General features: G+C 68.2%; 9 protein-coding genes and 1 pseudogene. 5 read left to right on the top strand and 5 right to left on the bottom strand.

Features of this window, described 5'->3' with window-relative positions:
- Window positions 1–8 precede the first annotated feature (8 nt).
- Window positions 9–437: a hypothetical protein gene (locus AC07C1_RS11415; protein ID WP_199379036.1), complete on the bottom strand. Its 429-nt coding sequence runs from the start codon at window positions 435–437 to the stop codon at window positions 9–11.
- A gap of 1 nt (window position 438) precedes the next feature.
- On the bottom strand, window positions 439–1,752 hold the full coding sequence (gene mycP / locus AC07C1_RS11410) for a type VII secretion-associated serine protease mycosin (protein WP_478938477.1): 1,314 nt from the start codon (window positions 1,750–1,752) through the stop codon (window positions 439–441).
- A gap of 1,136 nt (window positions 1,753–2,888) precedes the next feature.
- Here mycP and AC07C1_RS11405 point away from each other — a divergent pair.
- Window positions 2,889–3,218: a hypothetical protein gene (locus AC07C1_RS11405; protein ID WP_478938476.1), complete on the top strand. Its 330-nt coding sequence runs from the start codon at window positions 2,889–2,891 to the stop codon at window positions 3,216–3,218.
- 332 nt (window positions 3,219–3,550) lie between these two features.
- Here the strand turns inward: AC07C1_RS11405 and AC07C1_RS11400 are convergent, their stop codons facing one another.
- Window positions 3,551–4,105, bottom strand: a complete 555-nt coding sequence (locus AC07C1_RS11400; protein WP_478938475.1) for a hypothetical protein — start codon at window positions 4,103–4,105, stop codon at window positions 3,551–3,553.
- Window positions 4,106–5,102: 997 nt separating this feature from the next.
- Here AC07C1_RS11400 and AC07C1_RS11395 point away from each other — a divergent pair.
- The 4 genes and pseudogenes from AC07C1_RS11395 to AC07C1_RS11380 all read left to right on the top strand — a co-directional run.
- Complete coding sequence (locus AC07C1_RS11395) at window positions 5,103–9,641, top strand: AAA domain-containing protein (protein WP_478938474.1); 4,539 nt, start codon at window positions 5,103–5,105, stop codon at window positions 9,639–9,641.
- Window positions 9,638–10,480: a hypothetical protein gene (locus AC07C1_RS11390; protein WP_199379025.1), complete on the top strand. Its 843-nt coding sequence runs from the start codon at window positions 9,638–9,640 to the stop codon at window positions 10,478–10,480. Before AC07C1_RS11395 ends, AC07C1_RS11390 begins: the two co-directional genes overlap by 4 nt.
- A gap of 83 nt (window positions 10,481–10,563) precedes the next feature.
- Complete coding sequence (locus tag AC07C1_RS11385; protein ID WP_478938473.1) at window positions 10,564–11,907, top strand: hypothetical protein; 1,344 nt, start codon at window positions 10,564–10,566, stop codon at window positions 11,905–11,907.
- Between the two features lie 621 nt (window positions 11,908–12,528).
- Window positions 12,529–13,150 (top strand): annotated as a pseudogene (locus tag AC07C1_RS11380) (ABC transporter substrate-binding protein); the annotation flags it as partial.
- Window positions 13,151–13,223: 73 nt separating this feature from the next.
- Here AC07C1_RS11380 and AC07C1_RS11375 read toward each other — a convergent pair.
- Both AC07C1_RS11375 and AC07C1_RS11370 read right to left on the bottom strand, forming a co-directional pair.
- The gene (locus AC07C1_RS11375) at window positions 13,224–13,931 is read right to left on the bottom strand and encodes an NAD(P)-dependent oxidoreductase (protein ID WP_478938472.1); all 708 of its coding nucleotides are present in this window, start codon (window positions 13,929–13,931) and stop codon (window positions 13,224–13,226) included.
- A 221-nt stretch (window positions 13,932–14,152) separates the two neighbouring features.
- Window positions 14,153–15,172 carry an EamA family transporter gene (locus AC07C1_RS11370; protein WP_478938471.1) on the bottom strand — a complete coding sequence of 340 codons (1,020 nt, stop codon included), beginning with the start codon at window positions 15,170–15,172 and terminating at the stop codon, window positions 14,153–14,155.
- Window positions 15,173–15,197 lie beyond the last annotated feature (25 nt).

Below are 15,197 nucleotides of genomic sequence, written 5' to 3'. Positions count from 1 at the left end.
CCGGTTTCCTAGACCTCGTGCCCCTGGTGGGGTCCCGCCTTGATCTGCGCCGTCCGGCTGCCGACTCCGTAATCGACGTACTGGAGATGCTGATGACTGCCCTCCAGCGCCGCTCGGTCCTGTCCCAGGCGCGCCTTCAGGTTCTTGACCTGCAACTGCCACTCCGCGTGGGCGTCCTTCAGCCCGGAGCCGGTCTGCCAGCCGCTGAACTCCCTCACCGCCGTGGCTGAGGACTCGTCGGCGTGACTGCCGGCCTTGTCCGTTCCTCGCGGTATCTCATCCTGCAGGGCTTTGACTGCGGTGTCGTTTCCTGCCTCGTTCGTCTTCAGATCGGGCGCGCCGCCGGTGCCGGTACCCGCAGCGCTGTCCAGTCGCATCCCGTTCTGCCGACGGGCCAGCGCGTCGGCCTTCAGCTGCTCCCACTCGTCCCACGCCACCTCAGGGCCTCCCCCCGTAGTTGCTGTCTCCGTGCCACGGTGCCTGCCCCGGTCCCAGTGGCGCGGCTGCGTGAGTCTGGACTGCCGCCGCCGAACGCCGGCGGCTGCGCACAGCTCCGGCGATGAGAAATCCACCGGCAAGCACTGCAACTCCAGCGCCCCCGAGAATCCATGGCAGTACAGAGCCGTCATCGGTAGATGCAGATGCTGCTACTGATGGGCTGCTGTCGTCCTTTGCGGATGCCGTGGCCGACCCGTTGGGTGCCTTGGACGCCGCTTGCTTGAAGTCGGGCAGCGGGTAGACGTCGGCCGGGCCGGGGTTGCCGGGGTCGGTCAGCGCGATGCGGGGGCGGACGGCGCCGTAGCCGAGGTAGTCGGTGCGTTCCTTGCCGCTCGTCGGCTTGCTCGCGGTGTTGAGCATGACCCGCAGGACTTGGTTGTTGGTCCAGTTCGGGTGCTTGGACCAGATCAGGGCGGCGGAGGCGGAGGCAAGGGCGCTGGCGTCGCTGGTACCGTGCGAGTCGCAGACGCCGCTCTTGCTTTCGAGGCAGGCGGAGATGATGTCCGCGCCCGGCGCGACCACGTCCACCTGGGAGCCGTGCTCGGACTCCTTCGTAGCCTTGACGTTTCTGTCGATCGCCCCGACCCCCACCACACCCGGAGTGGCCGCCGGATAGTTGACCTCGTTGACGGTGTCTCCGTCATTGCCCACAGCCGCGAAGATCAACTTGTCCTTGGACAGCGCATAGGAGACGGCCTCCGTCAACGCCCGAGAATTTTCGGTACTCCCCTGCGAGATGTTGATGATCTGGGCGTCCGAATCGGCCGCAAACCGGATAGCCTTCGCAACGCTCGTGGGGAAATCGTCCTGATTGCCGTCGGCGCGGTTGCGCTCGATGAAGCCCGGGATGCGGATCGGCATGATCTTCGCGCCGGGGGCCAGACCGTACGAGCCGGTGGTGGCACCTCTGCCTCCTGTGCCGGCGATGAGGACAGCCATGCCAGTGCCATGACCGTCGTAGTCCGTGCGTTCGTCGTCGGCCCGCTTGGAGAAGTCCTTGCCTGCCACAACCTGGCCGCGCAGGTCGGGGATGTCGGCCTGCACTCCAGTATCGATCACGGCCACCGTGATGCCCTTGCCCGTGCTGGTCTTCCACATCTGCTCGGCGTGCATGGCATCGAGGTACCACTGCCGCTCGCGGACCGTGTCGGCGTGCGCGGGAGGGACGGCCAAGCTCGCCAACACGACTCCGAGGGCTGCGGACACGGCCCGTCCGTGCCATCTGGTCTGCTTGCTGCGGCTGCGCATGGTCATCCTTCTCGTCCTATATATCGTCAGGCCCTTTGGGCAGGGGCGGCGGGGTCGGGCGGCTCTCCCTCTCCTCTGGCTGGTCATCCCTGTCCTCTGCCCGGTGATCCCTGTCCTCTCCCTGGCCGTTCGCACGGCTGCCGGAGCGCCTGTCGCGAGCGGAGCGGTCATCGCGGTTCGGGGCAGGTTTGGAGGCATTCCGGGGTGGTCCACCACGTCGCGGCGTTTGCTCGTCTGCAGGAGTTTCGCTCACGGGCCGAACGCTTCGCGAGGTGAACCCTGCCCGTCCGCGGTCTCGGGATGGTCTGGGCTGTCCCCCGACGATGCCGTTCGACGAGGCAGGCATTCGTCCCCTCACCGCGCCCTCACCCTCCACTGTGCGGTTGTTGCCACGGGCCGGCGTGGAGCCAGCAGAAGGACGGCCCGGTACGGCACCGCGGCCCCTGGAAGGTTGCTCCTCGTTCGGAGTGCCGCCGATGACGTTGCCCCGCGGAAGCGCACCGGAAGGCCGTCCTGCCGGCGGCGATACGGGGCGACCGCCAGTGACGCCGTTGCCCCCTCTGGCCGACGGGGAGCCAATCGGCCCGCGACCAGCACCGGGCTGGTCGCCGGTCGCACCAGGGCCGAAGGGCCCGGAGAGTCCGCGTCCCGGGATACGCGGACTTGTGGACGTGCCCGGCCCGGACGGCGTGGCCAGAGGGCCCCGGCCCCCGGACACGGGACGTCCACCGCCTCCCCGGACATCAGGCGGCAGTGTCGTTCCTGCCCCGAATGAAGGCGGAAGCGACACGGTTGTCGACGGTGTGCGGCCGTCAGGTCCGCTGGGTCCGACCGGCGGCGTCGAGGGCGAAGACGGAACCGCCGGAGAGGACGGCAGAGTTTTGACGCTGTCAATCGTGGTGTTCGTTGGGTCTGGCACGTGGCGCGGCAGCGTGTCGGGCACGTCCGGCACGTCCGTCGCGTGGTGCCGCACGGACGGTTGCGGTGCCGGGCTCGTGCCTCCTGAGCTTCCTCCCGCCCTCGCTTCGTGTCCAGGTGGCCTCTCTGGCGTGGCGACGCCTTGGCCGACCCGGGGCGTGGCCACGCCCTGGGCTGCAGTCCCATGACCGGAGGGAACGTCGACGGGCGTGGTGCCGTAGAACGTGGTCGGCACGAACTGCTTGGGCAGCTCCGGAAACTTCGGCGCCTCCACCGCGTGGATCTGCTCTGTCGATGCCGTGTATGACTGGGCAAGTTTCATCATCAGCCCGCCGGCCTCGGCACGGCTGTTGGCGTACTGGGTCTTGGCCTTCGTCACCGCGGAATCCGACGGACCGCCGTCGTGGCTGCCGACGTCCGTCGCCTTCGCCGCATGCGCATCGAGCACCGAGCGCGCGCTGACACTCTGGTTCCGCAGCAGCTCAAGCTGCGGCTTGACCTCGTGCAGCGTGTCCGCCGCGTGGCCGAGCCACTTGCCCGCGTTCTCGCTGTAGTCCCCCAGGCTCAGTGTGGTCAGCGCTGCTTGGTTGCACCAGGTCCGGAACGCCTCGCCCCCCTCGCCTTCCCACTCGACCGCCAGACTGTGCTTCAGCAGATCGCCACCGATCTCCTTGATCGTCTTGGCGGCCTCCGTCAGCAGGTCCCCAAGGTCGCTGACCGTCGGCCCGTCAGCCGACTCGACCATGGCCCACAGCTGTTCCGGGTCCTGAACCAGGAACCGCTCCTGCTTGATCGACTCCCACATGCGGCTGGCAAAGTCAGACATGGAAACCCGCCGCCTTCCGTGCCGCGACCATCCCGTTGCACTGTCTCATCAGCACGGACATCACAGGCCACCTGCCTGCGAGTCCGGCGTTGCCCCATGCCCGCTCTGGCCGGATCCGCCTGCTCTGCCGTCACCGTGTCCCTGTGTTCCAGGCCGAGCCTGATCAACAGCCAGCTTGTTGGCCTCGACGCGGATGCGGTGCAGGCGATCTCGAACGTCGTCGTCAAGATTGTGATAGTTGGTCTTCGACGCGTCGACCGTGACCATCAGCCCCTCGATCTGCAGCGCCAGCATCTTGGAGAGGTTCTCCAGTTGGGCATGCACCTGGTTGTAGGCGCTGTGGAGCGCGTCGGCTTCGTCGAAGTTTCCCAACCGCCCCGTCGGCAAGGTGCTGTCCGCGATCCTGTGCGGAGCGGCCTTCGACTTCTCCAGCCGGTTCAGAAGGTCGTTCACCCGGTTCTTGAAGCCCGTCAGCGTCTCGGTCTCTACCCGCAATTCCCGGGCCATGACAGCACCGATACCCGCGATCGACCCAATGCCGGACGCGGCAAGCGCGCCGGCCGCCGATTCCAGCGCAGCCGCAGTTGCTTGCGGATCCCCCGTGTTGTCGGCCACCGAGTCCTCCCCCCTACAGTCAGCCCCTCAGGCCGCTGGCTTGTAGTGCCCCTGCCACCTCCATCCGTAACAGAAGCAACCCAGGCAAGATAGTCGCGATCTTGCCTGGACACGGAATCTTGACGCAGCCTCGGAGCACGACTGACCGGAAAGTGACCATGCGCTACGTCACAGCTACGTCGCTGCCTCGGTCTGTGTCCTTGATGAACCCCAAACCGGGGTGGGGGTGGTGTCCGCCGTCAGACACAAGGGGGGTGTCGTGAATGGCTGGTGGGGAACGACTTCGACCCCGCCTTCGAAGGAGCTCCGCTACCCCGCTGTTCGGGCAAACCGTCCGACGAATGATGGACGTGCTCATCTGCTGAAGGGATCGCTCCGCCACCTGGGCAGACTGTCACGGCCTCGGCGAATACTCCGGCTCCGACGGGCGGGGCCCCCGTGAATCCTCTGCTGGTGGCGCCCACCGCGACGCGTCCGGCGCCGGACTCCAAGCGTGGGCTCCGGCGGCGCAAAGGGCCCGGCACGCGCCAGCCTACTGCCCAGGGGCTTCTCCCCCAGAACAGCAGCCTGTTCTGCCGTCGGGCCAACCCTGAGACCGGCCGCCCTCCGAGCGGTGCCGACGATCTCAGTTCCTCACGAACGTGGGCAATTCCATGACTCGACTGTCAGGGAGGACGTCCGGTTTGCACTATAACCGGCCATCGTTCATTGTGAGCTGCCCTCTCCGTTCGCATGCAAATGGCACTTCACAGACGAGTAGGTGCCGGTATCTCCCGCGCAGCCCCTCCTCATCGCTTCACACCTGCGCAAAGGCACCTGGCGGAGCGCTGCGGGGCGTACTGCTGCCGGACCGTTCGGCACCTCCGCAACCAGCCCTTTCAGCATGCACCCGGCGCCGGAACCGTGAAGCAGATCCGGTCATGTTGCCCGGAGCTCGTTGTTGCGCCCCTGGTCGACCCTCATCCTGGAACGTTCGTCGGCGGCCGAGAGGAGAACGGTGAAGGATCCGCGACGCCACGCGAGTGACCCCGACGTCATCGGGCAAACAGCAGGGTTGGTCAACTTCCTGCGCGACATGGTCCACAGCAGCCACCAGCGACAGCGTGACGACCGCAGCCGTGAGCACCTCTGGCTGGCCAAGTTGCCGGAACCCGTCCGCAGGCCGGCACCGCGCCCTGACGGCGTGCTGCTGACGCTCGACCACGTGCCACAGAGCGCGCCGCCCGACCTGCCCGACTCGCTCGACGGCTGGGTCGAGCCGACGCGCTGCCTTGATCCCGACGGAGGTGACCCGCCTCTTGCAGAGGAGGGGCCGGGGACCGAGCTGGTTCGCGTCTCAGACACGAAGGAGCGGCTGGCTGAGGAAGGCAGCGTGCGCCGGGAAGAGGCCGGCGACGTCCTGCGGGCCTACGGAGCCTGGCTGGATCGCTGGCGTCGGTGGGCTGCGCGGGAGCGCAGCGAACGACCGCTTCGTGAACTCTACGACCGGATGTACGCGTGGCACCAGAAGTTGGCCCGAGAGGACGACCAGACGGAGCTCGTCCTCGGCATTGGTCTCTTGACCTGGCTCGGCCCGGACGGGGACGTGGTGCACCGCCATCTGTTCACCCAACGGGTGGAGACGTCGGTCGACCGCCGCACGGCGCGACTGACGGTCAGGCTGTCGTCGGAGAGCGCCCTGCGTCTCGAAGACCAGGACTTCCTGGACAGCGACGACGGATGGGTACGGGAGCGCGGGGCTGCTCTCTCAGAAGAGATCACGGCTCGTGGGATGGAACCGCTCGGGCCCGAGGCGCTGGAGCAGTTGGCGCAGTGGCAGGAGCGGGCGACCACCCGCCCCATGCGCTTCAGCGCGGCGTGGGAGCCACCCCGCGCGCCTGAACCGGGGGCGCGTCTCACCTACGCACCCGCCCTGGTGATGCGTCCACGCAACCTCAACTCTCTGCTGCGGTTCTACGACCAGATCGCGGAGGCTGTGGCCTCGGAAGGCCGGGCACCGCTCGGCCTGGCCCAGATGGCCATGACGATCGAGACCGTCGACCGTTCCGCCTGGGACGGGGCCCAGAGAGCGCCGCTCTTCGGTGACGATCCGCTCTTCCCTGGCAAGACAAACACCCAACAGCGCAGTGTGTTGGGGCGCCTGGAGCACGACACCGGTGTGGTGGTCCAGGGGCCGCCGGGAACGGGCAAGACCCACACGATCGCCAACCTTGTCTCCGCGCTGCTCGCACAGGGCCAGCGAGTACTCGTCACCAGCGCCCGCGACCAGCCACTCACCGTGTTGCGGGACAAACTTCCCTCGCCTGTACGGGACTTGTGCGTCCTGCTGCTCAGCTCCACTCGCCACGGCGGCGAGGACGAGCTGGAACGCACCATCAACGCGCTCACCGACCAGGTGGCCGCCAGCGACTCCGGCGAACTACGCGCCGAGATCCGCCGCCTCACCGGAGAACGGGACGAGGTGCGGGGACGGATCGAGACGCTCACGGAGCAGGTGATCTCGCTTCGAGAGGCCGAGTATCGGCATCGGAGCGTGGCACCGGGATACGCAGGAACGCTCGCCGAGATCGTGGAGCGGATCCATACCGGTGCCGAGGAGTTCGGATGGATCGGCCGTCTACCCGACACCGCCGAGGACGTCCCTCCGCTGACCTCCGAGCAGGCCCACGAACTGCTCGTCCTACTGCGTGACGGCGCGGGTGAACCGCGTGCCGGCGGCGCACTTCCCGCCTATGACGAGCTTCCTTCGCCCCGGCACATCGCGGACGTCTTCGCGGCCAGCCACCTCAGCGACGAGGGCCTGTCCGCGGAGGCTGTCGAGATCCGGAACGTACTCGCCCATCTCGACGCGTCCGTGACCTCCGAACTGGCCTCGCTGCTCGATGCCTGCGAGACTGCCCTTCATCACCTCGGGATGCCTGCCGACGCCACACGTTGGGATCCCGGCTCCTGGATAACCCGGGCGCTGACGGACCGACTCTCGCGTTCTGACCTCGGACTGTGGCAGCGTGTGTCAGCCATCACCGACGACATTCGTGAGGTCGCGCGGGACGTGGATGCGCTGGGCCTGCGCCTGGTGACCGTACCCGAGGACCTGACTGCTCAGAAGGCGGCCCGGCTGACAACCTCCGGCACCGCGCTCCGGGACCACCTGGCCACGGGCAAGACCCTGCGGTCACGGTTCCCGGGCAAGGTGCAGAAGAACGCCCGGGAGCTGCTGGACTCCTGCACCGTCGACGGCCGTTCGCCGCAGACGACCGAGGATCTGGACGCCGTCCTGACACACCTACGGGCGCATTCCGCGCTCGCCGGGGCGGCCACGCGCTGGCAGCAGGTGAACGCCGACCTACCGCAAGGAGACGTAGAAGTACAGCTGGCCGAACTGACGGCACGATCCGCGTGCCTTGAGCACGTACAGGCATTCGGCTCGGCCCGGGACAGCGTCGACACGCTTCTCGTACGTCACGGCGTACGACTGACGATCGCCTCCTGCCAGGCATGGCAGGACTTCAACGCCGGTGTCGCCGCCCTCCGTGGCCGACGGGCCGCCGACGAGGCGGTCGCGCAGCTGGCCGCGTGGGACGAACTCCTGCGTACCCCCGTCAATGGCACGCAGCTGGCTGCGGAGTCCATGGCCCTGGTGCAGGCTCTCCGCGATCAGGACGTGGAGGCTTATGCCGAGGCCCTGGAGGCACTGGTCGCCGCGCACCGGCGGGAGCACCGCACACGTCGGTGCGCCGAGTTGCTGGGCGCCCTGCGTACCGGCCACTCCCTGCTCGCTGGCCGCCTCGTCGACAGCGCCGACGACCACAACTGGGAAAAACGGCTTGGCTCCCTGGAGCGGGCCTGGGCGTGGGCGAAGGCTTCGCAGTTCCTGGAAAGGCAGCGCACGCCCGGTCTGGAGCGCAAGCTCGAAGGTGACCTGAGCGAGCACGAAGACCGGCTGGAGCAGGTAACCGGTGAACTCGCTGCGGCCTGGGGCCGGCTGCACTGCCTGGAGCGCATGACGCAGGAACAACGCTCGGCGCTCCAGGCGTACCGGACGCACATGGCGTCCCTTGGCAAGGGCAAGGGGAAAAACACGGGCCTCTTCCGAGCCGCGGCACGCGATGCGATGTCCGTGGCCCAGGACGCAGTGCCTGCGTGGGTCATGCCCATCCCCCAGGTCGCGGAGATGGTGCAGGCGAGGCGGGACGCCTTCGACGTCGTCATCGTGGACGAGGCCAGCCAGGCGAGCATGGACGCGCTGTTCCTCCTGTGGCTCGCTCCCCGCGTGATCGTCGTCGGCGACGACAAACAGTGTGCTCCCGCCCTTACGCGCAACGGCCGTCACCAGGCCATCCAGGACAAGCTGGCCGCCCATCTACCGGACATGCCCAGCCGGCTGCGCCAGCTCTACACGCCGCACACCAATCTGTACCAGTTACTGTCCACCTTCTTCCCGCAGGTGGTCCGCCTCGAAGAGCACTTCCGCTGTGTGCCCGAGATCATCAACTGGTCTTCCAGCACCTTCTACAACAACAAGCTCCTGCCTCTGCGCCAGTACGGCGCCGAGCGGCTGGACCCGTTGCGTACCCACTTCGTCGAGGGCGCCGTGGTCGTGGGCCGCGAGAGCCGTGTCCACAACCCCAAGGAGGCCGAGGCGATCGTCGACTGCCTGGCCCGCCTGACCGAGGACCCCGCCTATCAGGACAAAACCATGGGCGTGATCGTCCTCCAGGGCTTCGGGCAGATCAAGCTCCTGGAGACTCTCATCGAGCAACGGCTACCGGCCACCGTGCGCGAGCAGCACCAGATTCGCGTAGGCAATGCGGCCTCGTTCCAGGGCGACGAACGCCACATCATTCTGCTGTCCATGGTCGTGACGAACCCGCCGCGTGCAGCGGGCGGCAACAAAAGCGAACAGCAGGCGTACAACGTCGCCGCCAGTCGGGCTCAGGATCAGATGTGGCTCTTCTACTCTGTTCCGCCTGACCGTCTCAAACCCCACGACCTGCGGCTCAACCTCCTGACGTACATGGAGAACCCACCCGCCGCGTTGGAAGCCGACGACGATATCGGACCGGTGCTGCCGGATGTCCGCAGGGCTCCCTTCGACTCGCTCTTCGAACAGCAGGTGTATCTGAAGATCAAGGAGCGCGGCTACCACGTGATCCCGCAGTTCCCTGCCGGCAGCAAGCGCATCGACCTGGTGGTCGTCGGGGCTCGCGGCCGTCTCGCCGTCGAGTGCGACGGCGACGCCTTCCACCACGCCACGCGGGAGCAGATCGAGAACGACCAGCGGCGGGACCGAGAACTTAAGCGTGTGGGCTGGGAGTTCTGGCGGATACGCGAGAGCGAATTCCGCTTCGATCCCGGCGCAGCGCTCGATGGCCTGTGGGAGGAACTCGACCGCCAGGGGATCCGTCCCGCCAACTACACCCAGTCCACTCCAGCCGCCCGGCCGACCAGACCTCACGCCGAGTGGAAGCCGCTCGACCTCTCCTCGGACGACGAGCTCACCGATGACGAGGACACCGCGGACGACGCCGTATGACGCAGGAGACTGTCCTGGGCCCGCTCGACGGCAACACCTTGAAGGAACTGGCTCGCGTCATCTGCGGCGACGACCACCTCTACTACCGCAGGGGTTTCGAGATAGCCCAGTTCCTGGAGAACGCCGGATGGCACAACGTGCCCGAGTACGACGGCGAGTACCGGGGAGAGTGGACACTCCAGCTACTCATGGAACGCCGTGAGAACCCTACCGAGCTGGAGAAGGTGCTCCTCAGACTCGCGGACGCTCGCGAGTACCTCGGAGAGCCCGAGGTACTGCCGACCGTCGTCAGTGCAGTCAATACCTTCCTCGTCCACGAAGGCTTCCGTTTGGAAAACCCCGGAGGCCGACCCAGGGTTGTCGTCTGCGACCCAGCCATGGCGCACCCGGGTCATCAGGCCCCGGTCGAGCTCAAGGCCACCATGGCCGAGATCATCCGTGAACCGCGGATGGCCGCGCTGCTTCAGCGCCGCCTGGACGAAGCCCGCACCTGCTTTTCCAACGGCGCTCACGTCGCGGCCATCATCATGTTGGGCAGCCTCCTCGAAGGCGTCCTGCTGACAGTGATCGAGGAGCGCAACGCCTCTCTGCTGAGCAACAAAGACCCGAATTTCATTGGCCTCAAGGCCCTCATCGACATCTGCCACCAGGCGGGCTGGATCGACGTCGACATGGAACGCTTCAGCCAGGCCGTTTGCAAGTACCGCAATTTCGTTCACCCGCGGCGTGAGTTCCGCGAGGCGCACACTCCCGACCGCGACACGCTCACCGTGTCCTGGTACGTCGTGAACGGCGCTCTCAATGACCTCGCGGCCAGCCAGCCAGAAGCCAGCGCGTAGAGCTGGCACGTACGAAAGCCACGGCGTGGCTGCCGGGCCACGGCGCTCAGACCAGGCACGTCTGATCATGAGGGGGGAGCAGGTTGAAGATCACGGCTGAAGTGCTGAGAGACCTTGCGGAGCCGTCGAACGTCTCAGTTCACTCGAACCAGGAGCTGGCCGGGGATGTGAGCGTCGCGGCTGCGGACGACGACAAGCAGAGAGAGGAGAAGGAGCTTGATCGGCTTCGCCGGAAGCCTGGACTGCGCCCCATACCGGCAAAGGATCTCGGGCGACTCTCGCAACTCACGCCCTGGGATGTGCTGCACTCCTTGGGACGGGCAATCACCCTGGCCCGGCGCGGAGCGGGACGCGGCCTCGCCGAGCACTGGGGCTGCCTGAAGTACAACCAGGCTCTGACCGGGGGCTCGGACTCCTTCATGGCTCTGTCCACCGAGGGCAAGGAGACCGCGGACTACTACAAAGCGCTCCAGTCGGGAGAACTAGGCACCGGTTTCGCGCTGGCTCTCGCCACACGGCTCCTGCGCAGGCGCTATCCGGACCACTTCGTCTCAATCGTGCCAGCTGACACAGCCCTGCGCGCCGGGTGGGCCCTGACCAGCAGGGACTCCGGCCCGAAGTCGGGTTACCGATACCGACCGCAGTTCTTCGCCGAGGTATGGAGGCCCGGCGAGCCCTCTCGCGTCTTCCCGATCGCATGCAAGGGCAACCACAGCGGGCTCTCCGCCTCTCATACCCAGCTCGCCTCGGCCTCCGCCCACGTCGAAGCAGTGCACATCGGAGCGTGGGACGAGACGCCGTGTCTGGTGTTCAGCACAGAGCTCCCACTCGACGGCCCCCTGACGGTCCACGCCCTGGAGGCGGGCGGAGAAGGAGGTTGGGTGGACGCTCCGGGCCGCGTCCTTGATCACGCGTTGGAGGACGAGAACGTCTATCCCGGCATCCAGCCCCCCGCGCAAGGCGACAAGCGCGCTGAGCCCGAACCTGGCTTTCACGTGACTCCCGACCTCTACGGGTGGTTCCAACACGCGCTCGCCCGCACAGCCGCAGCCGGTCTTACCGCCTTCGCCGGAGACGCACGGGCGACCGCCCCGTACCTGACGAAACGACAAGGACAACGACACTTCGCAGGCATTACGCACGCGGCGACGGACAGCGTCCAGGACGCACGGCACCGTTTCTTCGGTACCGACTTCGTCGGCACAGACCACGTCTTCCGGCTTAACAGGAAGCGAGTCGAGGCGTTCTCTGGAGTGGCGGAGGACCTCTTCCGCCATCTTGAGGAGGGCAGAGTGGAGCAATACCGTCGGGAAATCTACGAGCGCCGGTCCAACTGGCCACGCGACGCCTGGGCTCCACGCTGGAACGGCCCCGTCTCCATACATCCTGACGGTTCCGTGCTGGCTATGCGCCTACTGCGCGATTAGTCCACGTTGTACGTATACGCAGGCAGCACTCGGCCCTGTCATGGCGGGTGTCGTAGATAGGGCGCTTCGCCAGCACAGGCGACCTCGGCCACGCAGCTGGAGCGGCTCGGCCGCTCCAGCTCGGGCACAACCCCGCGGGGGGCGTTCCAGGGCACATCCAGGGCACATGAGCCCGGGAAACGGCGTTGACCCATGGGAACTACCGGGACGAGTTTCCGCAGGTCAACGCACACTTCACCGAGAAACCCCAGGTCAGTGCCCCACCACCTCCAATTGCTGCACGAGTGGCAGGACTTCAGCCATCGGTTGCATGAGGCGGGGCATCAGCCGTATTGCCTTGTCTGGCCCTGAGCTGGGGTTTCTTGCGGGTTGGGCGGGGCTTTCGGGTCCCGCCCTGCTCCGGGCCCTCTGGATGCATGGTCCCCATCGCTTGGGTCGACCGCAAGGGTGCCCGGGGCGGTGCCCCTTGTCGAGTGATCCCGAGAGCCGGGACCGGTGCCAGCGCTCAGTTCGGGCCGGACCTGACGCCACGCGCGGATGATTTGCGGCAGCCTCGAGAGCGCCTCGCTGATCTGCGCCAGCAGTAGCGTGACGCAGCCGAACGCGGCGAGGATGACGAGGGTCACTTGGGCGTCAGGGGGCCGCATTCTGCGGGACTTCCTCGCACCACGCGGCGGCGCCGTCATCGAACTCGACATGCGCTCGCTCGCCCCCACGGCCGTGTGCGACGAACTCGTCGACCAGCGCGCGACAGCCCTCCTTCTTCTGGTCGGCACCCCGAGCCGGCAGTGTCCATCGTCAAGTCCGTCCGCCGCGACCAGCGCCTCGCCGAGATCGCGATCGGCGCTCCGGCCGGGCAACCGGAGTTCGCCGAGTGGGCGACGTTGCTGGGTGACGACAGCGCCCGGATCCCGTTCCTGCGGTACCTGCCCGAGCGCCTCGGCCCACTCGGTGCACGAGTCGAGACGGCCCTTCGCGAGCGGCTCGCCGAAGCGCCCTCCTTCGTGGCCTTCGAGGGCCACGACACGGTCGCCGTCCTCGCCGAGGTGCTGCGTTCTCACGGCGCGGACCGGGCGCGCACTGCCCAATCCTGGCCGCGCGTCGCAGTCGAAGGCACCCGCGGGCAGATCCGGTCCCCCGCACGCCGGGCATCAGCGTGTGGCACTGGGCTGGGACGCCCATCCAGGTCGTTGATCGGGATCCGGCGGAACCCGATCGCTTTCGGGTCCTCAGCGCCGGCTGAGAGAGCACGGAGGTCGGCACCAGCCGTGTTGCCCTGTCCGGCCCTGAGGCGGGCCGGTGCTCCGTGCCCCGGCTCAGGCCGACGGGGGCTCGTCGTCGTGGACGACCGTGATGTGGCGGTCGCTGCCCGGCGTTTCGAGTTCGTCGAGTACGGCGGCGGCCAGATCCTCCGCGCTGATCCACGAACGCCCGTCGGCGGCGGTGAGGAGCGTGTCGGTGCCGCGCCGGTAGCGTCCGGTGCGTTCACCGGGCTGCAGCAGGGCGGGCGGGCTCAGGTAGACCCAGTCGGCACCGGTATGAGCCCGGCAGGTCCGTAGCTGAGCTATGCCGGCGGCGGCGACGGCCTTCACCTCGGCGGGCACGTACGCGGGGTTGTCGGCGACCAGCAGTTCACTGTCGTCGGGGCTGCCCAACGCACCGGCGCCGCCGACCACGAGGACGCGGATCCCCAGCTGAGCGGCGACGTCCAGCACCGTACGGGTGGCGCCGACCAGGAAGTCCTGGTCGACCGGCATCGTCCGCACGGTCAGTACGACGGCGTCCGCGGCGCCGGTCGTGGCGGAGCCCGTGAGCGCCTGGCGTACGGCGTGCGGGTCCTGCGCGTCGACCGCGATCGCCGTCACGTTCGGGTCCACGGGGGCCGCGGGGGCCGCGGGATCCGCACTGGCGGGCTTGCGGGAGAGCGCGAGGGCCTGGTGTCCACGTGCGGTCGCCTCGGCGATCACCCGGCTGCCGACCATCCCGGTGGCACCGAGCACGGCGATCGTCGTTCCGTGCCTCATGGAACCGGCCTCCATCGAGCCTGCGTTCATCCGACCTTCCTCCATCGCCCTTGCCTCCATCGCCCCTGCCTCCGTCGAACCCGCGTTCACAGACCCCGCACCCACCGACTCCGCCCCCATCGCCCCCGCCTCCGCCGAACCCGCGTTCACCGACCCCGCCCCCATCGCCCCCGCCTCCGTCGAACCCGCGTTCACCGGCCCCGCGTTCACCAGACCCGCGTTCACCGGACCCGGTCCTCTCGGATCTGATGGGCTTCGTCGGACTGGGGGTCAGGCGGCTCCGCTTGCCGCACGCGCCCGCGCCCGCGCCCCTGCCTGCCCCACGGCGCGCCACGGCCGGACGTCTTCGGAGGGCTGAGCTGGGCGGCCAGCATGGCGGTGAGGGCGAGGACGAAGCCCAGGGACTGCGGCAGGCTCAGCGACTCCCCCCGCGTGATGCCGATGACGGTCGCGACCAGCGGAGACAGCAGGACCAACGGGGCGGACGCGCCGACCGGCAGCCGGCCGATCCCCCGGAACCACAGCGTGTAGGCGATCAGGCCGCCCATGCTGCCCAGCCACAGATAGCCGCCGACCGCTCCGGCGTCGATCCGCTGCGGCACCCCCTCGATCACCAGGGTGACTGGCAGCAACAACAGCCCCCCGACCGTGAGTTGCCAGCCGGCCAGGGTCAGCGGACCGACACCTGCGGGGCGGCCCCAGCGTTTGGTGAGGACGACCCCGCCGGCCATGGCGGCCGTACCGCCGAGGCCGGCGAGGACCCCGACGGCGTCCAGCCGGGCCTCCGGCCCGAGTACGACGAGCCCGACGCCGAGCGCGCCGAGCACACCCCAGGTCAGTCGCCAGGCCGTCGGCCGGTCGCGGAGCACCGCGACGGCCAACCCGGCGACCAGCAGCGGCTGGGCGGCACCGAGGGTGGCGGCGACACCGCCGGGGAGTCGTTCGGCGGCCAGGAACAACAGAGGGAAGAGGGCACCGATGTTGAGCACACCGAGGACGGCGGCCTTCCACCACCAGTCGCCGCGCGGGAACACGCGGGTGATCGCCAGCCCGAGCAGTCCGGCGGGCAGGGCGCGCATCAGCCCGGCGAACAGGGGATGCCCGGGTGGCAACAGCTCCGTGGTCACGACATACGTGGTGCCCCACGAGGCGGGAGCGAGTGCGGTCAGCGCGACGGTTGCCACCCGCTGCGCGGAGGGGCTGCCCGGCGAACCCGAAGACCGCTCGGTCGGAGATTCCATACGCGGAAGTCTCGCCAGGGGGCCG

Source organism: Streptomyces sp. NPDC045022, from assembly GCF_056432605.1.
This window is presented reverse-complemented; position numbering and strand designations above follow the sequence as displayed.

Coding starts and splice junctions, on each gene's coding strand:
- mycP (WP_478938477.1), bottom strand. CDS start 1,752: ATGACCATGCGCAGCCGCAGCAAGCAGACCAGATGGCACGGACGGGCC.
- AC07C1_RS11390 (WP_199379025.1), top strand. CDS start 9,638: ATGACGCAGGAGACTGTCCTGGGCCCGCTCGACGGCAACACCTTGAAG.
- AC07C1_RS11375 (WP_478938472.1), bottom strand. CDS start 13,931: ATGAGGCACGGAACGACGATCGCCGTGCTCGGTGCCACCGGGATGGTC.
- AC07C1_RS11370 (WP_478938471.1), bottom strand. CDS start 15,172: ATGGAATCTCCGACCGAGCGGTCTTCGGGTTCGCCGGGCAGCCCCTCC.